23 protein-coding genes are annotated in these 26,746 nt (G+C 57.5%); 9 read left to right on the top strand and 14 right to left on the bottom strand.

Annotation, left to right across the window (positions count from 1 at the left end; all coding sequences use genetic code 11):
* The first annotated feature begins 1 nt into the window (after nt 1).
* The 5 genes from prmA to purD all read left to right on the top strand — a co-directional run bounded on the left by prmA (nt 2) and on the right by purD (nt 5,385).
* Nucleotides 2-898 carry a 50S ribosomal protein L11 methyltransferase gene (prmA, locus tag HH1059_RS08550; protein WP_096409786.1) on the top strand — a complete coding sequence of 299 codons (897 nt, stop codon included), beginning with the start codon at nt 2-4 and terminating at the stop codon, nt 896-898.
* Nucleotides 899-989: 91 nt separating this feature from the next.
* Nucleotides 990-2,090, top strand: a complete 1,101-nt coding sequence (locus tag HH1059_RS08545; protein ID WP_096409785.1) for a zinc-ribbon and DUF3426 domain-containing protein — start codon at nt 990-992, stop codon at nt 2,088-2,090.
* 72 nt (nt 2,091-2,162) lie between these two features.
* Nucleotides 2,163-2,468, top strand: coding sequence for a DNA-binding transcriptional regulator Fis (gene fis / locus HH1059_RS08540; RefSeq protein ID WP_096409784.1), 306 nt, complete (start codon nt 2,163-2,165; stop codon nt 2,466-2,468).
* Nucleotides 2,469-2,476: 8 nt separating this feature from the next.
* A complete protein-coding gene (gene purH, locus HH1059_RS08535; RefSeq protein ID WP_096409783.1) occupies nt 2,477-4,060 on the top strand; it encodes a bifunctional phosphoribosylaminoimidazolecarboxamide formyltransferase/IMP cyclohydrolase in 1,584 nt (527 codons plus the stop codon).
* A 32-nt stretch (nt 4,061-4,092) separates the two neighbouring features.
* On the top strand, nt 4,093-5,385 hold the full coding sequence (purD, locus tag HH1059_RS08530; protein ID WP_096409782.1) for a phosphoribosylamine--glycine ligase: 1,293 nt from the start codon (nt 4,093-4,095) through the stop codon (nt 5,383-5,385).
* A 104-nt stretch (nt 5,386-5,489) separates the two neighbouring features.
* On the opposite strand, the gene HH1059_RS08525 is transcribed toward purD, so the two are convergent.
* From HH1059_RS08525 to HH1059_RS08505, 5 genes are all read right to left on the bottom strand, one after another.
* Entirely contained in the window at nt 5,490-5,972 is a 483-nt protein-coding gene (locus tag HH1059_RS08525; protein WP_096409781.1) for a phasin family protein, read from the bottom strand.
* Between the two features lie 273 nt (nt 5,973-6,245).
* Entirely contained in the window at nt 6,246-7,397 is a 1,152-nt protein-coding gene (locus HH1059_RS08520) for a ParM/StbA family protein (protein WP_162549466.1), read from the bottom strand.
* A 162-nt stretch (nt 7,398-7,559) separates the two neighbouring features.
* Nucleotides 7,560-8,090: a bactofilin family protein gene (locus HH1059_RS08515; RefSeq protein ID WP_231901917.1), complete on the bottom strand. Its 531-nt coding sequence runs from the start codon at nt 8,088-8,090 to the stop codon at nt 7,560-7,562.
* 20 nt (nt 8,091-8,110) lie between these two features.
* Entirely contained in the window at nt 8,111-9,040 is a 930-nt protein-coding gene (locus HH1059_RS08510; RefSeq protein WP_096409779.1) for a M23 family metallopeptidase, read from the bottom strand.
* A 63-nt stretch (nt 9,041-9,103) separates the two neighbouring features.
* On the bottom strand, nt 9,104-9,391 hold the full coding sequence (locus HH1059_RS08505; protein ID WP_096409778.1) for a hypothetical protein: 288 nt from the start codon (nt 9,389-9,391) through the stop codon (nt 9,104-9,106).
* A gap of 78 nt (nt 9,392-9,469) precedes the next feature.
* Between HH1059_RS08505 and HH1059_RS08500 the strand changes: the two genes are divergently transcribed.
* Nucleotides 9,470-10,462 (top strand): serine/threonine protein kinase, encoded by a 993-nt coding sequence (locus HH1059_RS08500; RefSeq protein WP_231901916.1) that lies wholly within the window; start codon nt 9,470-9,472, stop codon nt 10,460-10,462.
* A gap of 211 nt (nt 10,463-10,673) precedes the next feature.
* Here the strand turns inward: HH1059_RS08500 and HH1059_RS08495 are convergent, their stop codons facing one another.
* The 9 genes from HH1059_RS08495 to xseB form a co-directional block, all read right to left on the bottom strand.
* A complete protein-coding gene (locus HH1059_RS08495; RefSeq protein WP_096409776.1) occupies nt 10,674-11,852 on the bottom strand; it encodes a cation diffusion facilitator family transporter in 1,179 nt (392 codons plus the stop codon).
* 30 nt (nt 11,853-11,882) lie between these two features.
* Nucleotides 11,883-12,326, bottom strand: coding sequence for a Fur family transcriptional regulator (locus HH1059_RS08490; protein ID WP_096409775.1), 444 nt, complete (start codon nt 12,324-12,326; stop codon nt 11,883-11,885).
* Between the two features lie 99 nt (nt 12,327-12,425).
* Nucleotides 12,426-13,916: a TolC family outer membrane protein gene (locus HH1059_RS08485; protein WP_162549464.1), complete on the bottom strand. Its 1,491-nt coding sequence runs from the start codon at nt 13,914-13,916 to the stop codon at nt 12,426-12,428.
* Nucleotides 13,917-13,948: 32 nt separating this feature from the next.
* Nucleotides 13,949-17,047: an efflux RND transporter permease subunit gene (locus tag HH1059_RS08480; protein ID WP_096409773.1), complete on the bottom strand. Its 3,099-nt coding sequence runs from the start codon at nt 17,045-17,047 to the stop codon at nt 13,949-13,951.
* A gap of 6 nt (nt 17,048-17,053) precedes the next feature.
* On the bottom strand, nt 17,054-18,205 hold the full coding sequence (locus tag HH1059_RS08475) for an efflux RND transporter periplasmic adaptor subunit (protein ID WP_096409772.1): 1,152 nt from the start codon (nt 18,203-18,205) through the stop codon (nt 17,054-17,056).
* On the bottom strand, nt 18,206-18,829 hold the full coding sequence (locus tag HH1059_RS08470) for a TetR/AcrR family transcriptional regulator (RefSeq protein ID WP_096409771.1): 624 nt from the start codon (nt 18,827-18,829) through the stop codon (nt 18,206-18,208).
* Between the two features lie 114 nt (nt 18,830-18,943).
* A complete protein-coding gene (folE2, locus tag HH1059_RS08465; protein WP_096409770.1) occupies nt 18,944-19,744 on the bottom strand; it encodes a GTP cyclohydrolase FolE2 in 801 nt (266 codons plus the stop codon).
* 166 nt (nt 19,745-19,910) lie between these two features.
* Nucleotides 19,911-20,837, bottom strand: coding sequence for a (2E,6E)-farnesyl diphosphate synthase (gene ispA, locus HH1059_RS08460; RefSeq protein ID WP_096409769.1), 927 nt, complete (start codon nt 20,835-20,837; stop codon nt 19,911-19,913).
* Nucleotides 20,806-21,108, bottom strand: a complete 303-nt coding sequence (gene xseB, locus HH1059_RS08455) for an exodeoxyribonuclease VII small subunit (RefSeq protein WP_096409768.1) — start codon at nt 21,106-21,108, stop codon at nt 20,806-20,808. The genes ispA and xseB overlap by 32 nt, the downstream gene beginning before the upstream one ends.
* Before the next feature lie 211 nt (nt 21,109-21,319).
* On the opposite strand from xseB, the gene parE reads away from it, so the two are divergent.
* The 3 genes from parE (at nt 21,320) to htpX (ending at nt 26,514) form a co-directional block, all read left to right on the top strand.
* Complete coding sequence (parE, locus tag HH1059_RS08450) at nt 21,320-23,269, top strand: DNA topoisomerase IV subunit B (protein ID WP_096409767.1); 1,950 nt, start codon at nt 21,320-21,322, stop codon at nt 23,267-23,269.
* 48 nt (nt 23,270-23,317) lie between these two features.
* A complete protein-coding gene (gene parC / locus HH1059_RS08445; RefSeq protein ID WP_096409766.1) occupies nt 23,318-25,567 on the top strand; it encodes a DNA topoisomerase IV subunit A in 2,250 nt (749 codons plus the stop codon).
* Nucleotides 25,568-25,629: 62 nt separating this feature from the next.
* Nucleotides 25,630-26,514 carry a protease HtpX gene (htpX, locus tag HH1059_RS08440; protein WP_096410388.1) on the top strand — a complete coding sequence of 295 codons (885 nt, stop codon included), beginning with the start codon at nt 25,630-25,632 and terminating at the stop codon, nt 26,512-26,514.
* Nucleotides 26,515-26,746: the final 232 nt, after the last annotated feature.

The raw sequence follows: 26,746 nt of genomic DNA, 5'->3' as shown, positions 1-26,746 counted from the left end.
TATGGCTCAGTTGCAGGTTGAGTTCGAGTTAGAGGCACCGGAGCTGGAGTACGTTGAAGCGCTCCTGCAAGCTCGGGGTTGCTGCGCGCTGACATATAAGGGCGATGATGAGACCCCTTTGCTGGAGCCGGGAGTGGGTGAGCACCCCTTGTGGGGGCGCATCAAGCTAAGCGCTCTGTTTGATCAGAACCAAAGTGAAAGCGAGATCCGCCGGGCGGTTGAGGCTTGTTTGGGTAGGAATCTGCAGGACTGGTGCTGGGAGATCCTTGAGGACAAGACCTGGGAGCGGGAGTGGCTGGAGCACTTTCAGCCGATGTGCTTCGGTAGCCGTTTGTGGATAGTCCCTAGCGGTTATGAGGTGGACATACCAGCCACAGGCTTGGCCATTAGGCTTGACCCTGGGCTGGCTTTTGGTTCCGGCACGCATGAGACTACCGCGCTGTGTCTTGAGTGGTTGGATGGCGAGGATCTTACGGGTGCCTGCGGCATAGACTATGGTGCTGGGTCCGGCGTATTAGCGGTGGCGGCAGCAAAGCTTGGTGCTCGAGAGTGCCTAGCGGTGGATAACGACCCGCAGGCGGTACGAGCAAGCATTGCCAATGCTAAGCGTAACGGTGTCTGCGCAGCTGTGCCTTGCTATGAAGCTGGTCGCGAGCCTGCCTATTGCGCTGATTTTCTTCTTGCCAATATCCTTTCATCTACGCTTATCTCTTTATCTGATCAGTTGCTCGCGTCGGTTCGTGCCGGAGGCCGTATAGCTCTTGCCGGGATCCTTGAGCACCAACAGCATCAGGTCATGGATGCTTTCGGGCAAGAGGTGGTATGGGATCAGCCGCGCAGCAGAGGTGACTGGGTGCTGCTTAGCGGTACCCGAGTGGAGGCTCCGAGCTCGACTTAGAGAACTGCCAGGGAAGGCAGAGTTTTTTCTCCTTGTAGGGCGCCTCAATTATTTGTTTACCGTAGCAATCCAAATTAGATAGAGAAGTCCTGTGTATACCCAGTGTCCAGGTTGCGGAGCGATCTTTGCGTTGCGTGCATGGCAACTGCGCAAGGCGCGCGGATCAGTGGTTTGTGGTCTGTGTCGCGAGACCTTTGACGCTATGCAAACGCTGAGCGAAGAGTTGCCCGAGTTTGATTCGGACAACCCTGCATTTAGCCTGGATGAAAGCAGAGAAAGTGGATCTGATCAGCGCAAACAGACGGCGGCGCAGTCCTCTTTCGCCTCAGCCAAGCAAGATGATAAAGGCCTGCCGGAGGGAGTGCTGGAATCTACGACCGAGCAGGTTCCGGCAGGCGATTCTCAGTCTGCGGGAGAGCAGGGCGGTGATGGTTTTGCTGGGGAGAGCGCCAAAGACGAGTCTGATCAAGACGCTGCTGGTCAAGAGGGGATAGCTGCCGACCAGCAACTGCAGCTCACCGGCGAGGGTAGGGGTGGAGAAGATTCTGTTGGTGCGGATCTTGCTGGTGAGGACGGTGAACTGGATGATTTGAGCGAGCTGGAGCTTGCTATAGCCCAAGTCCACGGTCACATTGAGCCTGGCCGTTATCCCGATAAGGCGGGAAAGGGTCTCGCAAGTCGGCGCGGTGGGGCCAGTTCTTGGGTTAAGTCGGTTGGCGGTTCGCTGATTGTCGCTGCGGTTATACTCGGTGGTTTGCTGCATGGCTCATACGTGATGCGCGATCAGTTGCTGGAAGTGCCGGCACTTTATGACTGGCTGGATTTTGTGTGTGGCCTTTATGACTGTCAGCTGGAGACGCAACAGAGCTATCAGGTGCTGCGGGTCGAAGAGCGCACTCTTGAGGAGCACCCTAATGATGATGACGCTCTGGTATTGGGAGCAACTCTTGTGCATACCGGCAGCAGGCGTCTGCCGTATCCGGACCTAGAATTGATTCTGCGCGATCTTGACGGCCACGTTACTCGCCAGGGAGTGGCATCACCACGCGACTATGTAGCAGACAGTAGGCAGCGCGTGCGTATCGATCAGGGCATTGAGCCTGGCTCAACAGTGCCGGTTAGACTGGAATTTATGGCGCCGGATGGTGGCGCTGAGAGCTTTACTATAAGGTTTCATCCACCGCAAAGATGAGAATAAGTTGCCAGCGCGACAGGTGTCTTTTTGTTATGCTCCCCGCCCGGGGATAAAGAGGGGGTTGATTCAATGGGAGAAAATAGAGGATCTCTTTGCGGCAAGGATCCAAATCAGGGCTCTGATCACGTCGCGGATAGTACCATTCGTTCTGCTGTAACAAGGGCCTTGGAAGACTATTTTCGCGAGCTTGACGGCCATGATTGTAATGGGCTCTACCGGCTGGTACTGCGTGAGGTTGAGGTGCCGTTACTGCAGTCGGTGCTTGAATACACTGGTGGCAATCAGACCCGGGCAGCACAGTTGCTCGGACTGAATCGGGCAACTCTACGTAAGAAGTTGCGTGAAAATGGCCTTATCAATAACCATGAGAAGTGATGGAGATTATGGCTACAGAGCACGGAGTAAGGCCCGTCAAAAGGGCTTTGATAAGCGTATCAGATAAGAGCGGTATAGATGATTTCGCCCTTGCCTTGCACCGCCAGGGTGTGGAGATACTCTCTACTGGCGGAACTGCCCGGATGCTTGGCGAGCAGGGCATACCGGTCACCGAGGTCTCTTCTGTTACAGGGTTTCCAGAGATCATGGATGGTCGGGTCAAGACCCTGCACCCGCTTATCCATGGCGGATTGCTGGGGCGCCGCGGCAAAGATGATGCGGTTATGAGCGAACATGAGATAGGGCCGATAGATCTTCTCTGTGTCAACCTCTACCCCTTTGAGCAGACTATCGCCTCTCCTGACTGTGCTCTCGACGAGGCCATAGAGAACATCGATGTCGGCGGTCCGGCAATGATCCGAGCAGCGGCTAAGAATCATGCCGATGTTGTGGTGGTTACTGAGAGTGAGTCATACTCGCAAGTGCTGGAAGAGTTGGAGCTCTATGGAGGTACCACGCGCGCGCTCAGGCACCGCTTGGCAAGCCAGGCATTTGCGCATACCGCCCGCTACGATGGGGCTATAGCTGCTTACTTGGGCCGCTATGATGAGAGCGGTGAGCCGACCGAGCGCTTTTCCACGCTGTGGACCTATCAGGGAGAGAAGCTTGCCGAGATGCGCTACGGCGAGAATCCCCACCAAGCGGCGGCATTTTATCGCGATCATGATAGCACTGAGGCGAGCGTCACTACGGCACGATTCGTTCAGGGCAAGGCCCTCTCATACAACAACATAGCCGATACCGATGCTGCACTCGAGTGCGTTAAGGCGTTTCAGGAGCCGGCCTGTGTGATCGTCAAGCATGCTAACCCGTGTGGGGTGGCTTGTGGCGAAAACTTGCGACTTGCTTATGAGCGTGCCTTCGCGGTCGATCCTACCTCGGCTTTTGGCGGCATAATCGCTTTCAATGGTCTGCTTGATGAGGATGTGGCTGAGGCCATAATAAGCAGACAATTTGTCGAGGTAGTGATTGCCCCACAGATCAGCCCGGCAGCGGCGGCTGCTTTTGCAGCCAAGCCCAATGTCCGGGTGCTGGAGTCGGGTCCATGGTCCCCTCAACCCCCTGCTGAGTTCGATTTTAAGCGGGTGCGCGGAGGCTTGTTAGTACAGGAGAGGGATATCGCTGTTGTGGGTCCTGATGACTTGCAGGTGGTTACCGAGCGGCAACCGTCCAGCTCACAATGGGCGGATCTGCTTTTTGCCTGGGAGGTGGTGCGCCACGTCAAATCAAATGCCATAGTGTTTGCCGGTGAGCAGCGTACCTTAGGTATCGGTGCAGGACAGATGAGTAGGGTCTTTAGTGCCCGTATTGCTGCAGAGAAGGCGGCCGAGGCTGGACTGGACCTGAATGGCTCTGTGCTCGCCTCAGACGCCTTTTTCCCTTTCCAGGATGGTATAGATCAAGCGGCAGCCGCCGGTGCTGCTGCTGTGGTGCAGCCGGGCGGTTCGCAACGTGATCAGGAGTCGATAGATGCGGCCAACGAGCATGGAATAGCCATGGTCTTTACCGGAATGCGCCATTTTCGCCACTAGGTGGACGGCGACAGGAAGCTGGAGGAGTAACTATGAAGGTGCTGGTTGTTGGCGGTGGTGGCCGCGAGCACGCAATGGCATGGGCCTTGGCGAATTCGCCACAGGTTGAGGAGGTTTTAGTCGCTCCGGGGAATGCCGGCACCGCGAATGAAGAGAAGGTGCGCAATGTCCACGTAGGCGCTGAAGACATACCAGCCCTAGTTCAGTTGGCACGTCAGCAGCAGGTTGCCTTTACCCTGATCGGGCCTGAGGCCCCTCTGGTGGCCGGTGTGGTTGACGCCTTTAGTGAGGCTGGGTTGCGCTGTCTAGGCCCGCACTCGGCAGCGGCCGAGCTAGAAGGGTCAAAGGCCTTCGCGAAATCATTTATGCATCGCCACGGCATACCCACCGCTGCTTATGAAACTTTTGATGATTTAGCTGCGGCGAGTGACTACATTCGTGCTGTTCAACCGCCCATGGTGATTAAAGCCGATGGCCTGGCGTCCGGTAAGGGCGTTGAAATAGCTCAGACTCGGGCCGACGCCCTGCTAGCTGCGGAGCGTATGCTTAGCGGTGAGGCATTCGGTGCTGCCGGGAGTCGGGTAGTAGTAGAGGAGTGCCTGCAAGGTGAAGAGCTGAGTTTTATAGCCTTGGTGGATGGTGACGCGATAGTGCCAATGGCTAGCTCGCAAGATCACAAACCGCGCGATGATGGTGACAGAGGACCAAATACGGGGGGTATGGGGGCCTATTCGCCAGCGCCGCTAATGGATCAGGCCCTGTACGAAAAGGTCATGAATCAGGTACTCGAACCCACTGTACGAGGGTTGAATGCTGAGGGCAGGCCGTATAAGGGCTTTCTTTATGCTGGACTGATGATTGATGACTCTGGTGTGCCCAAGGTTTTGGAGTTTAACTGCCGCTTGGGCGATCCGGAAGCTCAACCGCTGTTATTGCGCCTGCGCACCGATTTTTATGATCTTTGTAATGCCGCCCTTGACGCCAGGTTGGCGGGTGTAGAACTGGATTGGGATCCACGCCCATCGGTAGGAGTGGTTATGGCAGCGGCTGGTTATCCTGGTCCTATCGAGCGTGGCCATCCAATCAGTGGACTAGAGGGGGCTGAACCCGAGGGAACGAAGGTCTTCCACGGGGGTACCTGTGAGGCTGAGGACGGCCGTGTTATCACAAACGGTGGTCGGGTGTTGTGTTGCTGTGCATTGGGAGAGACGGTCACAAAGGCGCGGCAGCGGGCCTATGAGCGGGTCGCCGCGATAAGCTGGGAAGGGGCGTTTTATCGGACTGATATCGCCCATCGGGCGCTGAATAGGGAGAATCCTGCCTGAGATATGTCCTCCGATTATGAGCCACGCCCAATTGTTGATTGTGCGTGGCTCATAACAGGAGTTTCCGTGACACGCTTTAGGCGTCGCTGGTGCAGACCTTCGCCTTAAGCTGACTTCTTGGTGGCGCTGCTGCTGGAGCCGCTGGTAGCGGAGCCCGTCGAGCTGGCAGCTGAACCGCTGGTGCTGCGACTGCTCTTGGCCTTCTCCGTCTGAGCCGGCTTTTGCTGCTCAGCAACGCTTTCAACGCTTTCGGTAATGAAAGAGACGTTTTCCTGGGCCAGCTTTTGTACCTCTTCGCCCATGTTTTTGCTTATATCGGCCAGTGCCGTGGCGTCCTCTGAGAGCTTGCTGCTGACGGTCTGCATAACTTTATTCTGACTGTTCAGATACTCCTGCATGCTCTCTGGGTCGCGCACGTTCATGGCGCTGCGCATCTGTTCCATTGCCAGCCTGGAGTACTCGCGAGCCGCTTCCAAGTTGAGATGGGCAACCTTCTCGGCGTGGTCGATCATCAAGTTGCTCATCTTCCGGGTGGGTTCCATGAACTTTTGCATCTGTTGCATCGATTTATTGATCTGGTCTTGCATCACTTACTACCTCTCAGCTCTTGCGGTGAAGAGAATTGTCTGTTTGTGCAGTGCAACGTAACACTGCTTATGACGCAATGCAACACCAGCATGTTTCTTGGTGATTTTGCTGTAACCCAATAGCTGCCCGGATAACTTTGATAAGTTATTGTTATATCGGCGAGTAATAAAGTTGGAGAGGAAATACGACCAGAGGCGGGTGAGGCCGCCTGCGTCAAAATGCCATCTTTATGACGCAGGCGGCTGCTGGATCATTGCGGATCACATGCGAGTCTATCTGCCTGTAGCCCTTCGCCCTGAGTAGGGATCCTGGGCCATGGCTTGGGACTCTTCATCGTCAGCTGGCAACTCATCTCGTTGATTGTCAGAGTTGCTCGCATAAGCCTCCAGCTGACCATCTCCGCGTCCCTGGCTTTCAACTGCTTGCTGTTGCGAATTGAAGTAAGCCCAAGCGTAGTAGCCGCGCGCATTGGCGGTTAAAGAGTCGTTGGCCAAGTAGGATTGGGGTAGTTCCGGGCGCATATAACGCTCGAGCACCCTACCGCCACCGCCGGTGATGATAATGTGGTCAAAGTCCTGTATCTGCCATAGAGATCTTACTTCGACCAACAGCTTAGTCCCGATATCACCGAAGATACGATCCCGCAAATCGGTAATGTCTACAGGCCGACCGGAGACATTAACCTGGCCGCTTATCACGGCCTCATCAAGGGCGTACTGTTCTCTCTCCAGGCCATACTGGGTCGCAAGTTCATGGGCAATCTCCTCGTAACCGAAGGATATCCCCAGCGGTACTGTTCGGCAGAATCCAGGTGAGTAGTCGCCATCAATAACGGTTGCAAAGTCGCTGGTACGGAAGCCGACATCAATTATCCCAACCCGTCCTTGAAGAAGAGGGTGGTCCGGACGAATCTGACCGCGCTCGTCAAGGACTTCGGCCCAGTAGGTGCCTACCGGCTGCGGGACCACTTCTATGCGCTCTATACGCATGCTGATTCCAAAGCGGCTAGCGCCGGAATAACGAACTATCTCGTGGTCGCCACGCAGCTGTCGCACCAAGTCGTCAGCCATATGCATGCGCCCCGGCGGCAGACCGGTAACCACATAGAAGTTATTTATGGTCTCGCGAGCATAGAGGCTGAGCGAGCCAAGAAAGAGGATCTTCAGATCGTCTCCCTCGGCCCGTGTTGGCGAGAGGCCGCGGTGAGCTAGACGCGAGTGGCGTATAGCGTGATCTCCTAGCAGGTAACTGCGACCGTTGTAGGATATGCGCAGCTCATTGCTGCCGCTGCGTTGAGCCATCCCGAGGGACATCGGCATCCCCGAGTCGCCCTCGCCAACGACGCTGGGGAATATATGTCCCTCACGACCGTCGTCGATCTTAATAAAACCGTAACCCATGTCGAGGCCAATACAACGTTCCACGATCTGCCTCCTTATACTATGTTCAGTGCTGGTTAGCCGTTTAGGTACTGAAATTTCCAGATGTGATCTGCCAAATTCCCACTTCCCACCTGTTTACCTTAATTTATGGTTATAGCGCAAGGGTTAATAGTGAAAAAACTGTGATTTACTGGCATCTATCCATTATCTGCGCCCCCATGTTGTGCGTCGTGGCTCTCGGTGCACTGTCTGGGCATCATCAGCGCTGCTCTCCTCACCGCCATCATGACTCGTAGAGCTGCCATCTTCGGCGTCTGCTTTTCCACTACTGCCAACGCCGCTTGCTCGACCTGCGCTCTCGAAGCCAGGGGAGGCCTGCTGATGATCTGCAGGATCTCGACCTTGAAGGCTATCTTGCTGATCGGAATGCTGTTCTGGGCTGGATAATTGGGGCTCGTGGTTACGCTCGTAGCTTAACTCCGCCAGGGGCACTTCACGCCTAGGGTGGCTCTCGCCGAGGAAGTGTCCGCCCGGTTCAATAACGAAGTCGTCACTATGCAGTTCGCCAAAGACGCGTCCTTCAGCGACTATTTCCATAACGGCGCAGTCTATTACCCCCTCAACGAAGCCACTGACCAATAGCCTCTCAGCCTTGAGGTTGCCCTCGAAACGCCCCGATCTGCCAATGGACACATCGTGATCGGAGATTATTGTCCCCTTGATTTGGCCATCCACATGGAGGTTTGATTCAAGGGTCAGTTCTCCGACGAGTCGTGTCCCATTGCTGATAACTGTCGTTCCAGGACTTGCGCCCTTTGACTTATCCCCTTTGCCAATGATTCCCATTTTACGCGGCCCTCTTTCTCAAAGAGCTCATCATAGTTACTTAGGCTCCAGTCTAAAAATGGTTCAGGATTCAATTTGCGCTGTAAATGCCAAATCTCGTAGTGTAAATGAGGTCCGTTAACGTTCCCAGTCGCGCCGCTTAAGGCGATTACCTCACCCTTTTCGACAAACTCTCCTTGCTCAACCTTGAACTCACTCAGATGAGCGTAGTGGGTGCGAAAGCCGAAATCGTGATCGAGGATGACTAGGTTGCCCAGTCCGCTGCCCCTATGCTTGGCAGCATAATTAACTACCCCATCGGCCGTGGCTGTAACTTTACGACCAACAGGGGCACGCATATCGACTGCAGCATGAAAGCTACGCTCCCCAGTGACCGGATGGTTTCTCCAGCCGTAGCCGCTAGTTATGCGGGTTTCCTCTTTGAGCGGCCAGCCGTTGGGAATGGTGCGTAGCATCAGGGCCTTTTCCAGAGCGGTCTGACTGGCTGTATCGAGCCTTTCATGGCGGTCAGTCTCTGGACTTGGTTCGAGTCCAACCAACGATTCGATGTGACTCAATTCCAAGTCCATGCGGTTTATCTCTTGCTCGCGTTGGCTCAGGATGTTGCGCAATTCGTTGTTGCGTTGCTCGATCTGTTTTGCCAGGTGGGCCTTGTCGGCGCGTATGGTATTGAGCTCTTCGATTTGCATGTTTAGCCCGTATATGGCGCCGGCGCCGCCAAGGACTATCGTCAGTACTAGGAAAAGGACGGCTAAGGCGAAACGCTTCACTATCTGGTGTAGCGAATAGTGCTTGGCGCCGCGGAAATCGCTTATGGTTACTGTAAACCTATCTTTCAAGACGGTTACCGTTTAAGTAATAAATCGCATGCCGGTTACTAAGCTATAAGGCTGTTGGTTTAGCTAACGCGAATCAGGTGGTTCTCGGCGAGATTCCTTAGTGTACTCGCCTTCGATTATGGTTATGCCGCTATTTCGGTAAGCCCCTTTGTCCCTGTGGCCATGACGACGCATTTGATGGCGCAGCCACCAAGTGCGTACGGCGATTATCACGGCCCCGATTAATGCCAGGCCGAGCAGCACCGCTAGAACCACAATGCCAAGAGTTGCAGCGAGGGCCAAGACAGCTATGCCGCCTATTATGGCCATAACTCGGGCAATAGGGCCGCGTTGCGGGGTTTGGATGTGCATGTTCGACTACCTTGATATTGGCTTGCGCTGATCAGTGATAGGATACTGGTATGACGGTGGAAAATGCTAGGAGGTTATTTGGACCGGGCCCATCCATTTGAGAGCTTAGATCCGGCGAGTGTGCTTGACGCCGTTGAAAAGTCTTCCGGCCACTACAGTGATGGCCGCCTGCTCGCCTTGAACAGCTACGAAAACCGGGTCTATATGGTCGGCCTGGAGCAGGGCGGGGCCGTGGTAGCTAAGTTTTATCGTCCGGCGCGCTGGAGTGATGAGCAGATCCAAGAAGAGCACGATTTTGCCGCCGAGCTGCACGCCGCAGATGTGCCGATAATATCCCCCATGGAGATAGATGGTCAAACCCTGTTTCATTGTAGCGGCTTTCGCCTGGCCCTCTATCCTATGCGTGGCGGACGTATGCTTGAGGTGGATGACCTTCAGGTGTTGCGGCAGTTGGGTACTTATATAGCGCGCATCCACGTGGTCGGACAATGTCAAGCCCGGTTCAGCTACCGGCCGCATTTGGATATTCTCAAAGGTGCAGCACAGGCGCGAGATTCGGTTTTATCAGGCGAGTGGCTGCCAGCGCATCTACATGATGCCTATACCAGTTTGAGCAGAGATCTTCTGCAAGCACTTGAGCAATGTGTGCAGCGCGCCGGTGAAGTGCAATCGATTCGCCTACACGGCGACTTCCATCCGGGTAATGTATTGCAGACTCCGGACGGTTTCCACCTGGTTGATCTTGATGATGCGCGGAGTGGCCCGGCTATCCAAGACTTGTGGATGCTTTTACCCGGTGAACATGATGAGCGCCAACTTTACCTAGATAAAGTATTGGAGGGGTATCGTCTGTTTGCCGACTTCGATCCGCGACAGCTCCATCTGGTTGAACCGTTGCGCACTTTGCGGATTATGCGTCACGCCGCCTGGCTCGCCGAGCGCTGGGACGATCCGGCATTCCCGCGGGCGTTTCCGTGGTTCGCCGAGAGTAGGTATTGGGAAGAGCATCTGCTATCGCTGCGTGAACAGTTGGCGGCATTGCAAGAGCCGGCACTTGAAGCGCGTTATTAAGCTTTAGGAAGTGGTGGGGGTCTAAGACTCCCCCGGAGCCACTTGGCTGTCTCGGTGTGGAGGACGCCGTGAATCCATCCCTGGAGGCTTCATGGCGCCATCCTTGGCGCCAAGACCTCCACACCGAGACAGCCAAGTGGCTCCGGGGGAGTCTTAGAGTCTCCAGTTTCCTAAAGGTGAGCATTGCACAAGTGATAGCCAGGGTTAGCTGCTAGCGACCGAGCAGATGAACCCGACAAGCGCTGACATAGTCGATTTGTTCTGCTGCCGTAGCCAAGTCTTCGAAGTACTCGGTCAGCGCCCGGCCATCGGTCTCGGCGTCCCAGGGCAGGTGAATCTCCACCTCGAGTTTGCCTTCCATGTAGTGCAGATCGATGCGTTCAACCATGTCGGCAGCAGCCATATCTTGCCACTGCTCATAAAGATCCCGTTCTACTCGGCGGCGCAACGGTAAAGCGGCTGTCTCATCGTCCCAGGATGGGTCTTCATGGTCGACATGAACTAGGACCTCACTGACCGAGGAGACATCGCGGACAAGGCGGTGTCTTACTGCTTCACTGATGCGGTGGCCCTCGGAGACGCTCAGCCGTGGGTCGACTAAGACGTGCAGGTCGACCAGGGCGTCTTGGCCCATATAACGGGTGCGTAGGCCATGGACTGCACGGACCCCGTCGATGCGCGCAACTAGCAGTTCTATATACTCTACCTCGTCATTGTCGAGACCGGTGTCAACCAGTTCGCGCATCGATTGCCAGGCAAACTGCAGACCGATATGGGCTAGCATCAGGGCGACAACGATGGCGGCCACGGCGTCTAGCCAGGGGAAGCCGATGAACACCCCGATGATACCGCCGACTACGACCAGCGAAGAGAGCGCATCGGAGCGGTGGTGCCAGGCGTTAGCACAAATCAGATCGGAGCGTACGCGCTTGCCGACCGCCTGGGTGTAGTGATAAAGCGCCTCTTTCACAACCAGAGAACCAACGGCCACAACTAGTGCTAACCAGCCGGGGATCAGCAGTGCCGTTGGGTCGATGAGCAGGCGGTTGATGGCGTCGTAGATAAATCCAGCCGCGACCAGCAGGAGTATTGCCCCAACACCTGCCGTAGCAGCAGTCTCTATCCGTGCGTGGCCGTAGGGGTGGTCGCTATCCGCCTCCTGGCTGCCGTAACTGGCGGCGAGCAGCACCATGGCGTCAGAGAGCAGGTCGCTGAGCGAGTGGATGCCGTCGACTATCAGGGCTTGCGACTGCCCAATGTAGCCGGCGACTATCTTGCCGGCGCCGAGGAGCAGGTTGGTTGCCGCACCTATCAAGGTGACCTTGCGCTTGGCCCGGGCCGGGCTGCGCTGGGCAGTGGCTTGTTCGGGCTGGTCTTGGCTACTGCTCACCTGACTGCTCCCCGGGTATGCCGCTCAGGTTTAGCCGCTGCCCTGCTGACACTGCGGACAGACCCCGAACAGCTCGAGGGTGTGGCTGATGCCGGTAAAGCCATGTGCTGCGGCACTGGCCTCGAGCTGCGGGGCAGGACAGATATCTAGCGGTTGGCGATGCTGACAGATCCGGCAGACCACATAGTGGCTATGCCCCCCATCAGGGGCAATGAGTTGATAGCGGGTGCTGCCGTCGCCGAACTCGTGGCGATGGACCAGCCCCTGCTGCTCCAGGTCGCCCAAACAGCGGTATATGGTGACCTGATCGCAGGAGGCCTCGCCGAGCTGTTGGTAGACCTCGCGGGGGCTGAGTGGCTCGCTGGCCCTCGATAGGGCGCGGATTATGCAACGGCGCGGCTGGGTCAGACGCAGACCGCTATCACGCAGCGCTTGCAGGGCGTGCTCCTCGGTGGTTGTGGCAGTATTGCTCATGATTGCTTGGGCCGACTCCTATGCTTACCGCTCACCGGTTGGGCGCCCTTAAGATATTTGTTAGGCCCCGCAACCCATGTGGCGAACACCGCAGATCCGCTAATCAGGCCTAATCAGGTAGTCATTTATCTCGCGGACTACCTGCTCATCAACCGCTAGACCTGCAGCAGCGTGTAATTGCACGAAGTTTACCAGATAGTCGTAGCGGGCTTGTTGCAGATCGCGCTTAGTCTCGAAGCGCCGGCTCTGGGCGTCAAGCACATCGGTGGTAGTGCGGGTGCCGACCTGCTGACCGCGGCGTACCGAGGCCTCATTGCTGTGCGCCGAGACCAGGGCCTGCTCAAGGGCACGGACACGTTCCAGCTCAGAGGTCAGGCCGAGGTAGGCAGAACGGGCATCGAGGGCGCTCGTTCGGCGCTGATCTATCAGCTCATCGCTCTTGGCGGTGCGCTCGGCTTCAGCGGCACGGACCTGGCTAGAGATGGCTCCGCCAGTGTAGAGCGGGACGTTGAGCTGGAGGCGGATCGAGCGGGTGTCGATGGTGCCGTCTAGTGCTTCTTGAGATTGATTTCCTCCTCCTTGATCAAGAGGGCGTTCACCATCAAAACGGGTAAAGCGGGCCTCCAGATCGACCTCCGGCCAGCGATCTGCCCGGCCGGCGTCGACGTCGTGCCGAGCAAGCTGTTCCTCCAGCTCAGCTAGGCGCACCTCAAGGTTATGGCGCTGCGCCAATTCGACCCAGTGGTCAGTATCGGTAGGCTCAACCGGTTGCGGCGCGAAATCCTCGCTTAGCCCGGCTAACGAACCGGGGTATTCACCAATCAGGCGGCGCAGCGACTCGCGAGCGATCTCCAACTGGTTGGTAACTGCCACCCGCTGTGCTCGGACCCGATCGTGGGCGGCCCGCGCCTCATCAACGTCGGTCTGAGTGCCGGTGCCTACCTCCAGGGCGCGCTCGGCGCGGCGTAGTTGACTCTCTACCGCGGCCAGTTCGGCCTCGACTAGGGCCAGTTCATCCTGGGCGAGGAGGACATCGAAGTAGGCCTCGGTGACCTCCATGACTAGCTGCTGCTCGTTGAGCATTACCTGTAGATCGGCGATATCGACCCCGCTGCGGGCGCGCTCCATATCGATGAAATTGCCGCGCCGGAAGATCGGCTGGGTCAACGCCAAGGTGGCGTCCCAACCGCTGGTCTCACGATCGTCGATATCTAGGTCGAAAGATTGCTCCTCATCCTCATAGCCGGCACTGGCGGTGATTTGCGGTAAGAACTGTGAGCGCGCCTGGGTGATGTCCTCATCGGCGCCCCGGCGGCGGTGCTCAGCTGCCGAGAGGCGCTTATCGGCGGCACGGGCTAGTTCATAGATGGCGAGCAGATCCTGATCCGGATCCTGCTCTTCAATCTCTGCCGGGGCCAGCTCTGGCTCATCGGCATCGGCCTCTTGCTCATCTGCCGGAGGCTGCTCGGTTGCCTCGGGCTGCTCATCGGCAGCGCCGAGCAGCGGCACGGCGAGCAGGGTGCAGAACAAACAGCTCGCCATGCCTAGGACCAGAGGCCGAGGTAAGGGTTGGGCGGCGCCTAGTGTCATCAGTTCCTTCCTTTGTCTTATCGCGATGCCTATCATGCAGCGCTCTCCTCATCATCGGCCAGGTTTCCCCGGCCCCAGCCACGCCGCTCAAGGAATCCTTCGGCTAGCGAGTAAGCCGCCGGAATCACCGCTAGGGTCAGCAGCATAGCGGTTATCATACCGCCAATTATCGCCGCTGCCATGGGGGCGTTACTCTCAGCGCCGGCGCCGATGCCGACAACCGCCGGGATCAGGGCGAGGATCAGGGTCAATGACGTCATCAACACTGGTCGAAGCCTGATCGGGCAGGCATCGGCGAGCGCCTCATTGATCGACAGCCCGCGTTTTTCGCGGTACTGGTTGGTCAGATCGACGAGCAGGATACCGTTTTTGGTCACCAGCCCCATAAGCAGCACCATGCCAATCATAGAATATATGTTAAGGGTGAATCCGCCAACGTATAGCCCCAATATGCCGCCGACTAGGGCGAGAGGCTGAGCAGCCATAATGATCAAAGGCTGGATGAATGAGTTGAACTGGCTCGAGAGGACGATGTAGACCAGGGTCGCCGCGAGGGCCAGCACAAAGATCATGGCTGATGCCGCTCGCTGCATCTCCTCGGCTTGGCCGACAAACTCGATGTCGTAACCTAGCGGCAGGATCTCCTCACCGGCTTGGTTGACCTTATCTATAGCGTCGGCAAGAGGCATATCAGGGTCGCCATAAAAATCTGCCGAGTAGGCCAGGTTATGGCGGGTAACTGCGGCCGGGCCGACGGTCGGATTGATCTCGGTGACGGACTCAAGCGGGACCATTTCGCCCTCTTCAGAGAGAAGCTGGATACGCAGCAGACTGTCGATGTCATCAACTAGCCCTTCTTGGGCCTTCATGCGGACATCGTAGCGCCGCCCATCTTCGCCCTCGGGGCCCTCGTCGAAGCGTGCTACATCGGCGCCACCGGCCAGGATGTTGATAGCCTGAGAGACTTGCAGGGCGTTGAGCCCGGCGGCATTGGCCCGCTCACGGTCAACCTTGATCTCTAGCTGCGGCAGTTCGAGATCGAGATCAAGATCGAGCGAGCCCATGCCGTCGATCTCTTCTAGGTGCTGCTGGATCTGTTCGGCGTGTTCGCCTAGCTCATGGAAACTCGGCCCGGTTACCACGAACTGCAGGGGCTCGCCGCGCGAGCCGGGTACCAGCGGCACCTCGGAGGCAAAGGCGCGGATGCCGGAGATTTGACCTAGTTTGGGCTGGACGCGGTCCATTATCTCCCGCTGTGAGGCCTCCCTTTCATTGCGCTCGGTCAGGCGCACAAATGCCATGCCGCGATTTACCTGACCGCGATCACCCAGACCAATGGCCGCGAATATTCGTTCCACTTCAGGCTGATCTAGCAAGACCTGCTCCACCTCACTCATCCGCGCATCGGTGTAGTGGATGCTAGAACCGAGCGGCACCTGGAAGGTGACCATAAACTCGCTAGTATCCTCCTCCGGGGCGAATTCGCCGCCGACCTGAGGTGCGATCAAGGTTGCGACGCCGACGGCAAAGGCGAGGGCAATCCCTAGGGTGGTCCAGCGAAAGCGCAGGATACCGCGCAACAGCCACCGGTAGGCGCTCTCGATAAGACCGAATCCGCGCTCCATATAGGCGTATATAAGCGGCTCGCGCTCCGGTACGTGGAGAAACCGCGAGGCGAGCATGGGAATCAGGGTTAGCGCTACCAGGCTCGATGCCAGTACGCCGAAGGCGACCACGACCGCAAACGACTCAAAGAAGCGACCGATTATTGCCTCCATGAACAGCACCGAACCGAATATCGAGATTAGACTCAGCGACGAGGCGATAACCGCAAAAAAGACCTCATTCGATCCCGATATAGCCGCTGCGATGCGGCCCTTGCCATACTGCTTACGGTGGCGATAGATGTTCTCCAACACCACTATGGCGTCGTCGACGACAACACCGATGAGCAGCAGCATGGCGAGCATGGTGATCGAGTTCAGCGTGTAGCCGAAGAAGTAGATCACCCCGATGGCGGCCATCAGTGAGACCGGGATGGCTAAGGCGATAATCCCGGTTGAGCGCAGGTTGCGCAAAAAGACCCACATCACCAGCCCGGCAAAGAGGATACCGAGGGCGATAGTTAAAAACAGTGAATCGATCTGCTCAAGAATGAACTCCGACTCGTCGGTCGAGATGCTTAACTCCATGCCGGGGGGGAGTTGGGGGCGGATCTCGTCATCGAGCCGCTCCTTTACCTCCTCTATGATGGCTACAGTGTTGGCGCCGGAGATCTTGACTACGCCGAGGCCGATAGTCGGTTCAGCGTTAGCACGGGCGAGCTGCCGCTTATCGGCAAGCCCGTCTATAACGTCGGCGACATGTTTAAGACGGACCTGTTCGTCGCCGTCGCTAGCGACGATCATCTGCTCGAGTTCCTCGGCGTCGTGATACTCGATATCGAGCTTAAGCATGTCCTCGGTCTCGCCACCGACCATAAAGCCGCCCGGCATCTGGGCGTGTTCCTGCTCCAAGGCGTTGAGCAGGCTGCGCACGTCGAGATTGTGGGCAGCCATACGCTCGGGGCAGACCTCGATGCGCATGGTCCGCTCGCGACCGCCACCGACGCGGATCTCACCGACACCGCTGATCCCTTCTAGACGTGGGCGAATCTCATTGCGCGCATAGCGATCGAGATCCTGAATCTTCCGATCCCCTTGCAAGGAGAGCCACATTACCGGTTGGGCGTCGAGCTCAACCTTATCGACTACTGGTGCCTCAGCATCCTGGGGGAGGTCTTGGACGATCTCCGAGACCTTGGCGTTGACCTCGTTGAAGGCGACATCGACGTCGACATCGAGATCGAACGAGACGGTAACCACAGAGGTGCTCGGCAGAGAGACTGACTGCACATCATCGATCCCGGGTACGGTATTCACCGCCCGCTCCACCTCTTCGGTTATCGCCGAATCTATCAGTTCAGGTTCGGCTCCATCTTGATAGACGGTGACACTGACAATCGGAAAATCAATGTCAGGGATGCGATCGGTACCCACCTCCTGATAGGCGATAGCGCCAAAGAGCATAATCAAGGCGCTGATCATTACCGCCAGGACGTGGCGCCGAATCGACAGCTCTGAGAGCGTCATAGCTGGTTACTCCGTTGCGGATTCGCTGTCTTCGCGCTCCTCGGCGCGCACCTCAGCACCATCGGTAAGGAAGCCGGCGCCGTCGACTACTACTCGCTCACCGCTCTCCACCCCTGAGCTGATCTCGATGCGATCGCCCATGCGGGTGCCGGTTTCGACGCTGCGCTCGGTTACCGTCTGCTCATCGTCGTCGAGGATAAAGACCACTTCGCCGGCGGGGCGGCGGACCACGCTCTGCGTGGGGAGGACGATCTGCTCGCGCACATCGAGCACCACTTCGGCGTCGATGCTAGCGCCGGGGCGCCAATCGCCGGGGTTGTCGATAGCGGCGAGCAGGTGCAGTGAGCGGGTGCGCGGGCTTATATTGGGACGCATGTTGGTCACCGTTGCCGAGTACTCACTGGGAGAGCCGGAGCGGTTGCGCAGCTGCAGCTGCGTCTGGCTATCAATATGCTGAGCTAGGCGCTCCGAGACCGGAATCCGGGCCTTGAGGTTGTGAGTGTCGGTCAAGTCAAACAGCGGATCGCCGGCGACAGTGTAATCACCCGCGCTTACGTGTCGCTCACTTACCGCGCCATCAATGCCCGAGCGGATACGGGTGCGCTCTAAGTTGCGCTCAGCGCGGCGTAGGTTGGCTAGTGCCGCGGTGAGCTCCTGTTCGCGGCTTTCCAGGTCGGCCTCGGCGTTATCGAGCTCATCTGCCGATATGTGGTCATCGGCGTAGAGTTCCTGGGCGCGTCGGACGTTGCGCTCTTGCACGCCGACCTGAGCGGTCAAGCGGGCGACATCGGCGGCGGCGCTGTCTCGCTCATCGCGGTAATCGTCGGCCTCGATCTCGGCGAGCAGATCGCCTTGTTCTATCTCATCACCCTCGTCGACCTTTAAGGTGGTGATGATGCCGCTGATTTCGGCGGCGATAAAGGGCGCTGATAGGGCTTCGATACTACCGACGGCATTGCGCGTCTCGCGTACTTGCTGTTCGCTGGCTGCAGTCCAGGTGACCGCTATGCTCGGCCGCTCCTGGTCGTTTTCTTCGGCGTCGTCATCACCGCAGCCGCTTAGCCAGATGAGCGTCAGGCACAAAGCAAGCAGTAGAATGAGTCGTTGCAGTGGGTTGTGCCGGGGTGCGGGCTTGAGGTCAGGTTGCAAGTAAGTCAATTACTGCTCCTCCTTGCGGATGCCGTTAAGGAGTAGTTCGACTATCGAGTCGGCGTAGCGTTCCGGATCGTCGGCGAAGTCGACACCGGGAAGCTGGCGCAAAATCTGGCGATAGGCGATAAAAAAGGTGTTGGCGGCGATCATTAAGGTGGCGATGGCTGCAGGGTCGATTTCGCTGCGCCAGTTGCCCTTTGTTTGGTCGTTGGCAATAATCTCAGTAAGGCGTTCAAAGTCGTGGCCAAATACTTGACTCACCAAGTACTTGGCTTGTTCCTCTGAGCAATCGAAGCCTTCGGCGAGCAGCAACCGGGAGCCATCGGGATCGGCTAGCGAGCGGCTCAAATCGCTGTAGAAAAAGCTGCGCAGTTGTTCGCCGGGTTCATGGTTAGTTTGAGCCATTTCGCAGAGCACCGCTTTGGCCTTGGCGCAAGAGCGGTGCAGGGCCTCCTGGTAAAGCTCTTCCTTGGAAGCAAAGTGATGAAAGACATTGGCCTTGCTGACCCCGGCAGCGGCGGCTATATCGCGAATCGATACCGCGTCGTACCCAGTCTCAGCAAACATGCGTTTAGCGGCGTCAATAATGCGTTCTGCGGCCTCGGTTCGACCGGGCTGTTGTGACTTCATTGTGCTCTCCCCTCACGGGTGCGGTCATCGCGCCGACCAACCGCACGGTCAGCCATCATAGCTAAGATAATCCGTATTTGCAAAGGGGAACCGGCAGGGCCCGTCTTATTAGGCCTAAACGCAGGGGAACGGTGAGTCGTAGCCGCGCTTATCCTGCTCAATGAGGGCAAAGGCCGAATGGTTGTGGATAGACTCGTAGTTCTCCGAGGTGACTTGGTAGGCGGAGATCCTATCGTCCTCATTCAGCCGGGCGGCAATATCCCGAACTACGTCCTCGACAAATTTAGGGTTATCGTAAGCGCGCTCGGTTACATACTTCTCATCCGGGCGTTTAAGCAGACCGTACAAGTCGCACGAGCCTTCCTCTTCGGCGATCTCGATAAGCTCTTCGAGCCAGACAAAGCCGTTCATCAGCGCAGTAATGATGACCAGTGAGCGCTGGTTATGGGCCCCGCGCTCGGCAATCTGTTTCGAGCAAGGGCACAGCGAGGTAAGGGGAACAGCTACTCTGACCCAGGTCTCGTGACGGTCGGGATGCATCTCGCCGATGAAGGTGACCTCGTAATCCATCAGGCTCTGCACCCCGGAGATGGGGGCGCGCTTATTGATAAAGTAGGGGAAGGTCATCTCTATGTGCCCGGAGCCTGCCTCAAGGCGCTCAGTCATCTCGGCGAGCATCTCATGGAACGACTCAACCGTGATCTCGCGGTCGTGGCTAGAGAGGATAGAGACGAAGCGCGACATGTGCGTGCCCTTAAAGTGCTGAGGCAGGTTCACGTACATGTTGAATGTGGCTACGGTGTGCTGCTCGTAACCGGTACGATCACGCACCCTTACCGGGTGGCGAATATCTTTTATACCGACCTTGTTAATGTCTATACGCCGGTAGTCGGCGCGGCCCTGTACGTCTTCCATGTAATTACCCTGAGTAGAAGAGGCTTACCAGCTTAAAACTGTAAGGTAGTCTTAAGCCGTCTCGCAGTAGTTATATGCTACCGCAAAACTTTAAATGGTTATAGTCTGCTTTTGGTGGGGTCACGACCGCGAGCTTAAGCGGAACAACCAATGATCACAAATCTGCTTACGCTTGACGTTGGATGCAGTAAGCGGCCAGGCCACGCAGGATGTCGGCGCCTTCGCCTAGGTCATCGAGAGCGGTTATGGCATCGCTTGCCAGCCGTTCAGCCAACTCACGCGATTCGCGCAGCCCGAGCAGGGCGGGATAGGTAGGTTTATCCCGGGCGGCGTCGGCGCCACTCGATTTGCCGATAGTGTTGACATCACCCGCGACATCGAGCACATCGTCGTGGATCTGAAATGCCAGGCCGACGCACTTAGCGTAACGGTCGAGGTTTTGTGCCGCTTCGCTGTCGCTAGAGTAGCCGCTGGCTAATACACCAAGTTTGACACTGGCTCGGATCAGAGCCCCAGTTTTGTGGATATGCATATCCTCGAGCTCGGCAATATCCAAGCTGCGCCCGACAGCACTAAGGTCGATCGCCTGACCACCAGCCATGCCACGCGAGCCTATGGCCCAGGCCAGGGCGGCGACCATGTTAACCCGGGTCTGCGGCGTCGGCTGATCCTCTGCGTTGGCCTGGCAAAGGGTTGCAAAGGCCTGGCTGTGCAAGGAGTCACCCACCAGGATGGCGGTTGGTTCGTCGTAGGCTCGGTGGCAGGTAGGCTGACCACGGCGCCAATCATCATCATCCATCGCCGGCAGGTCGTCGTGAACCAACGAGTAGGCGTGTATCATCTCTACTGCCGCCGCCGGCGCATCGAGGGCAGTACCGCTATAGCCGAGGGCCTGGCCAGTGGCATAGACGAGGATCGGACGCATGCGCTTGCCACCGCCAAGCACAGCGTAGCGCATCGCCTCATGCAGCCGCGCTGGGTGGGCAGTGGCTGCCGGCAGGTTGTTGTTCAAGGCGTTTTCAGCGCGCTCGCGCAGACCTGGCAGGGCCTCTTCCAGGGCTTTAATCGTCGTTGGGTCGAAACTGGCCGACATCGGCGTCCTCACTGTTCTCCAGTAGTATCTCTACCTTCTGCTCAGCTGCGCTGAGGGCTTTTTGGCAGTGGCGGGTCAGTTGGATGCCGCGCTCGAAATCGCGCAAGGCCTCCTCAAGCTTTAACTCGCCACGCTCCATGCGCTCGACAAGCTGCTCCAGCTCAGCCATGGATTTCTCGAACTCGGTAAGATCCTGAGGATCCTGTTCGGCGGCTGGTTTTGCTTGTTCGCTCGACTGATTGCTCGGTTCGCTGTCCGGATGTTGATTCATTTGTCGTTCGATCGCAGGTGTGCGTGGTTCATGAAGGGATTATGGAGCTGATCCCAGGTTGCCCAAAACTATCGCTCTTTAACTTTTTTGGCAAGTATTAGCGTTGATGGTGTGCCAATATAGGGCTGCTAGTAGTATGATTTCGCGCTGTCTGGCTAAACCGCGTGGAGAGCAATTATGGGAGCCAAAACTATGGTGGTAAGAGGGGGATATGAGTAAGCCAAAGACTACCACTACCTACAGTGCCGCTGATATTGAGGTGCTTACCGGTCTTGAGCCGGTACGCCGGCGCCCGGGGATGTACACCGATACGACACGCCCGGATCACCTTGCCCATGAGGTAATAGATAATAGCGTTGACGAGGCCATCGCTGGCCATGCTAGCCGCATTGAGGTTACCGTCCATGAGGACGGCTCCTTGGAAGTCAGTGATAACGGCCGAGGCATGCCGGTCGATACCCATCCGGAGGAGGGGTTGCCGGCGGTCGAGGTAATCCTAGGTCGGCTTCACGCCGGCGGCAAGTTTTCGAGTAAGAGTTATCGCTACTCCGGCGGTCTGCATGGGGTCGGGGTTTCGGTGGTTAACGCCCTGTCGACCCGGCTGGAGGTGCGCATCCATCGTGACGGTGCTGAGCACAGCATTGTCTTTGCCAAGGGTGAGAAGATTGAAGAGCTGCAGCGTGTAGGCAAATCAAAGCAGACCGGAACTACACTGCGCTTTTGGCCTGAGGCGAGCTACTTTGATACGCCGCGCTTCTCACGCGCTCGCCTTGAGCATCTACTCCGTGCCAAGGCGGTCCTTTGTCCAGGTTTGACTACTCGGTTGAGGATCGCCCAGGGGGGGCGTGCCGATTCTGCTACTGATCCAGGAAGTGAGGCTCAAGAGGAGCGCTTTGAGCAGCTGAGCTGGTACTATGAGGATGGTTTGAGTGACTATCTCTCCGGGGCCGTCAGCGATCTTGATTATCTTCCGGAGACGCCTTTCACAGCTCGGCTCAGTTCCCAAGAGGAGGAGATGGAGTGTGCCCTGGTCTGGTTGCCGGAGGGCAGCGGGCCAGCGGAGAGCTATGTTAATCTGATTCCTACCCCGTTGGGGGGGACTCACGTCAATGGTCTGCGTACCGGTTTGACCGAGGCGGTGCGTGATTTTTGCGAACTGCGTAATCTATTGCCGCGAGGGGTAAAGATAGCCCCTGAGGATGTCTGGGAGCATGTTGCCTATGTCCTTTCGGTCAAGATGCATGAGCCGCAGTTCGCCGGCCAGACTAAGGAACGGCTCTCTTCGCGCAGCTGTGCAGCGTTTGTCTCCGGTGCAGTCAAGGACGCATTTAGCCTATGGCTGAATGAGCATACCCAGACCGCTGAGGCAATTGTCGATCTTATTGTCCGCGCAGCTCAGCGCCGCCAGCGTGCCGCTAAGAAGGTTACTCGTAAAAGGGTGGGCAATGGCCCGGCGCTACCCGGTAAGCTTGCCGATTGTACCGGCCAGGATCCGGTTTTGAGCGAGCTATTCCTGGTCGAGGGCGACTCTGCCGGCGGCTCGGCTAAACAGGCGCGAAATCGTGAATATCAGGCGGTAATGCCGTTGCGGGGTAAGATCCTCAATACCTGGGAAGTGGCGCCGGAAGAGGTGATGGGCTCACAGGAGGTGCACGATATAGCCGTGGCGATAGGGGTGGATCCAGGCAGCTCGGACCTCGCCGAGCTACGCTATAATAAGATCTGTGTCCTTGCCGATGCTGATCCTGACGGAGCCCATATCGCGACCTTGCTCTGCGCGCTATTTCAGCGCCACTTTCCGGCTTTGGTAGAGCAAGGTCACGTCTTTGTCGCTATGCCGCCACTTTATCGCATTGACGTTGGCAAGCAGACTTACTACGCCCTGGACGAAGATGAACGCAAAGGGGTGCTGGACAGGATTGCCGCCGACAATATCAAGGGTAAGGTGCAGGAGACCCGCTTTAAGGGCCTGGGTGAGATGAACCCCATGCAACTGCGCGAGACGACCATGGATCCTGATACTCGTCGCCTAGTGCAGTTGACGGTTGATGATCCTACCGAAACTGAGCGGTTGCTCGGTATGCTCCTCGGTCGGGGAGCCGCTGCGCAGCGCCGCGAGTGGCTGGAGAGTAAGGGGGACCTAGCAGAGGTTATCGTTTGAATAGCCTTAAGCTTAATAGGGCAATTGCACGGATAGGGTAGGTAAATAATGACCGCAAGCGCCAGCTCAGAATTCGAGACTCAGCCGCTGCGCCAGTTCGCCGAGCGCGCTTATCTCGACTACTCGATGTACGTCATTCTCGATCGCGCCTTGCCGCACATATCCGATGGACTCAAGCCGGTTCAGCGGCGGATAGTCTATGCCATGTCCGAACTCGGCTTGTCGGCGGCGGCCAAGTATAAGAAGTCGGCGCGTACGGTAGGCGATGTTCTGGGTAAGTACCACCCTCACGGTGACGCTGCCTGCTATGAGGCCATGGTGCACATGGCGCAGCCGTTCACCTATCGCTATCCGCTGGTCGATGGCCAGGGCAACTGGGGTTCCCCGGACGATCCCAAATCGTTCGCCGCTATGCGTTACACCGAGTCGCGGTTGACCGCATATTCACGGGTGCTGCTAAGTGAACTGGGTCAGGGTACGGTAGAGTGGGTACCCAACTTTGATGGTGCCTTGCAAGAACCGGAAAGGCTGCCGGCACGGCTACCTAATGTCTTGCTCAACGGTGGCTCGGGCATAGCAGTCGGCATGGCAACCGATATCCCGCCGCACAATCTGCGCGAGGCGGTTGCTGCCTGTACCCATCTGTTAGATAACCCTGAGGCGGATAGCGATCAGCTCTGTGAGCATCTGCCGGGGCCCGATTTTCCGACTGCCGCCGAGGTGGTTACCTCACCTGCCGAGCTGAAGGCGATCTATCGGCGCGGCAACGGTAGTGTGCGCGCTAGGGCGCGCTGGGAATATGAGCGTGAACAAGCCCAAATCGTCATCCATGCGCTGCCTTATCAGGCCGCTGGGGCCAAGATCATGGAGCAGATTGCTGCCCAGATTACAGCGCGGAAGCTGCCCATGGTCGAGGATCTGCGTGATGAGTCGGACCATGATGCACCGGTGCGCTTCGTCATTCAGCTGCGCTCGCGCAAGGTCGATGCGCAGCGGGTCATGGAGCACCTATTCGCCACTACCGACCTGGAGCGCAGTTATCGGGTCCATTTGAACGTCATCGGCCTGGATGGCCGCCCGCGGGTCTTCTCGCTGCGCGATCTGCTCGCCGAGTGGCTCGAGTTTCGCACCGAGACCGTCCGGCGACGGTTGCGCTGGCGGCTCGATAAGGTCGAGAAGCGGCTGCATATCCTTGCGGGGTTGCTCACCGCTTATCTCAATATTGATGAAGTCATAGCCATTATCCGTGCTGAAGATGAGCCCAAACCAGTGTTGATGGAGCGTTTTGGGCTTACTGAAAGCCAGGCTGAGGCAATCCTCGAGTTGCGCTTGCGCCACCTTGCCAAGCTTGAGGAGATGAAGATCCGCGGTGAACAGGATGAGCTTGAGCAGGAGCGCAAGCAGCTTGAGCAGATCCTGGGATCTGAGCAGGAACTGCGTAAGCAGGTCAAGACAGAACTGGAGGAGGATGCCGCTACCCATGGCGATGAGCGCCGCTCACCTTTAGTTGAGCGCGAACAGCCGCGGGCCATGGACGAGACCGAGTTGATGCCGGCCGAGCCGGTGACAGTAGTGTTATCCCAGAAGGGCTGGGTGCGGGCTGCTAAAGGGCACGAGGTTGATCCGGAGGCCTTGTCTTACAAGTCGGGAGACGGCTACTTGGACCATGCCCAGGGGCGTTCCAACCAGCCCGCAGTCTTCCTCGATTCGACCGGCCGTGCCTACGCCCTGCCGGCCCATACCTTACCCTCGGCGCGTAGTCAGGGTGAGCCGCTAACCAAACGTCTCAGTCCGCCGGAAGGGGCGAAGTTCCAGGCAGTGCTCGCCGGTGAGGCACAAAGCCGTTTTCTGCTCGCCTCGGATGCCGGTTACGGGTTTATCGTCAGCCTAGGTGAGCTCTTCTCCCGTAACCGTGCTGGCAAGGCTGTTCTGACTCTGCCTCATGGCGCTCATGTTTTGGCTCCGGTGAGGGTGCCGTTGGCGAGTGAGGATGCCGAAGTCGCGGTAGTCAGCAGTAACGGCAACCTCTTGTTGTTCCCATTGGCCGAACTGCCGGAGATGGCCCGCGGCAAGGGTAATAAGCTGCTAGGGATACCCCCACAGAAGGTCAAAGAGCGCCAGGAGATAGTATTAGCGATCAGCGTGCTGCCGCCGGAGTCGAAACTGAAAGTAGTGGCCGGTAAGAGCGAAAAGATATTCAGCACTGCGCAGCTGGAGCCGTTCCGCGCCGAACGCGGCAAGCGTGGGGCTCTGTTGCCGCGGGGGTTGCGCCGAGTTGAGCGGCTAGAGGCGGTCTAAATAAAACCGCCCCCTTTTTCTTCCTTGTCATGGGTTTAGCTTAGAGGAACCGTGTTGTCATGTTGACCAGAATAGCCCTATTGCTCGCGACCAATATTGCGGTTGTGCTTGTGTTGTCGATAATCCTCAACCTGCTCGGGGTTGAGCAGTACCTGCAACAGCAGGGCATCAATGCTGAAATCGTCCATCTGTTGATCATGGCGGCAGGGATCGGTTTCGCTGGTTCTTTTATCTCCCTGGCCATGTCAAAGAGTATGGCGATCCGCATGATGGGGGCGCAGGTCTTGGAGAACCCGCGGGGGGAGACCGAGCGTTGGGTGGTCGAAACCGTGCGCCGTTTCGCGCAACGCGAAGGCATCGGCATGCCGGATGTGGCGATCTATAACGCCCCGGAGATTAACGCCTTTGCAACCGGCGCAAGGCGCAATAGCGCCTTAGTGGCGGTTAGCACTGGGCTGTTGCAGAACATGAGCAAGGACGAGGCCGAGGCGGTCATAGCGCATGAGGTTAGCCACGTTGCCAACGGCGATATGGTTACCCTTACCCTGATTCAGGGGGTGGTGAACACCTTCGTCATCTTCCTCTCCCATATCGCTGGTCGATTCGTTGACCGAGTAGTGTTCAAGAATCAAAGCGGCCATGGGCCTGGGTTTTGGATCACTATGATCTTTGCGCAAATGGTTCTCGGCATCCTCGCCTCAATGATCACCATGTACTTCTCGCGCAAACGGGAGTTCCGGGCCGACGCTGGAGCAGCCAAGCTTGCCGGCAGCGATAAGATGGTCGCTGCACTGGAGAGGCTGAAACAGTCGGTCAAACCGCAGAATATGCCGGATGAGATGGAGGCGTTCGGTATCAACGGCAAGATGGGTAGCGGAATCAAGCGGCTGATGATGTCGCATCCGCCTCTCGAGGAAAGGATCGCTGCCCTTAAGGGGTCCTCTTAAAACGGCGCCCGAGCCAAGTGGTTGCCTTGGGTGAGGCCTTGGTTCCACTTCTGGTGACAAACCTGCAGTCGCCTCGAAAACTCCCCCGAAGCAATTGCTCCCCCGCTGTGGAGGTCTTGGCGCCAAGGATGGCGCCATGAAGCCTCCAGGGATGGATTCACGGCGTCCTCCACAGCGGGGCAGCAAGTGCTTCGGGGAGTTTTCGAGGCGTCATAGAGTTTCCGCTAAGGGC

The organism is Halorhodospira halochloris (assembly GCF_002356555.2).
Taxonomy (GTDB): Bacteria; Pseudomonadota; Gammaproteobacteria; order Nitrococcales; family Halorhodospiraceae; genus Halorhodospira; species Halorhodospira halochloris.
This window is presented reverse-complemented; position numbering and strand designations above follow the sequence as displayed.

Coding starts and splice junctions, on each gene's coding strand:
- prmA (WP_096409786.1), top strand. CDS start 2: ATGGCTCAGTTGCAGGTTGAGTTCGAGTTAGAGGCACCGGAGCTGGAG.
- fis (WP_096409784.1), top strand. CDS start 2,163: ATGGGAGAAAATAGAGGATCTCTTTGCGGCAAGGATCCAAATCAGGGC.
- purH (WP_096409783.1), top strand. CDS start 2,477: ATGGCTACAGAGCACGGAGTAAGGCCCGTCAAAAGGGCTTTGATAAGC.
- purD (WP_096409782.1), top strand. CDS start 4,093: ATGAAGGTGCTGGTTGTTGGCGGTGGTGGCCGCGAGCACGCAATGGCA.
- HH1059_RS08525 (WP_096409781.1), bottom strand. CDS start 5,972: ATGCAAGACCAGATCAATAAATCGATGCAACAGATGCAAAAGTTCATG.
- HH1059_RS08505 (WP_096409778.1), bottom strand. CDS start 9,391: ATGCACATCCAAACCCCGCAACGCGGCCCTATTGCCCGAGTTATGGCC.
- HH1059_RS08490 (WP_096409775.1), bottom strand. CDS start 12,326: ATGAGCAATACTGCCACAACCACCGAGGAGCACGCCCTGCAAGCGCTG.
- HH1059_RS08485 (WP_162549464.1), bottom strand. CDS start 13,916: ATGACACTAGGCGCCGCCCAACCCTTACCTCGGCCTCTGGTCCTAGGC.
- HH1059_RS08480 (WP_096409773.1), bottom strand. CDS start 17,047: ATGACGCTCTCAGAGCTGTCGATTCGGCGCCACGTCCTGGCGGTAATG.
- HH1059_RS08470 (WP_096409771.1), bottom strand. CDS start 18,829: ATGAAGTCACAACAGCCCGGTCGAACCGAGGCCGCAGAACGCATTATT.
- folE2 (WP_096409770.1), bottom strand. CDS start 19,744: ATGGAAGACGTACAGGGCCGCGCCGACTACCGGCGTATAGACATTAAC.
- ispA (WP_096409769.1), bottom strand. CDS start 20,837: ATGTCGGCCAGTTTCGACCCAACGACGATTAAAGCCCTGGAAGAGGCC.
- xseB (WP_096409768.1), bottom strand. CDS start 21,108: ATGAATCAACATCCGGACAGCGAACCGAGCAATCAGTCGAGCGAACAA.
- parE (WP_096409767.1), top strand. CDS start 21,320: ATGAGTAAGCCAAAGACTACCACTACCTACAGTGCCGCTGATATTGAG.
- parC (WP_096409766.1), top strand. CDS start 23,318: ATGACCGCAAGCGCCAGCTCAGAATTCGAGACTCAGCCGCTGCGCCAG.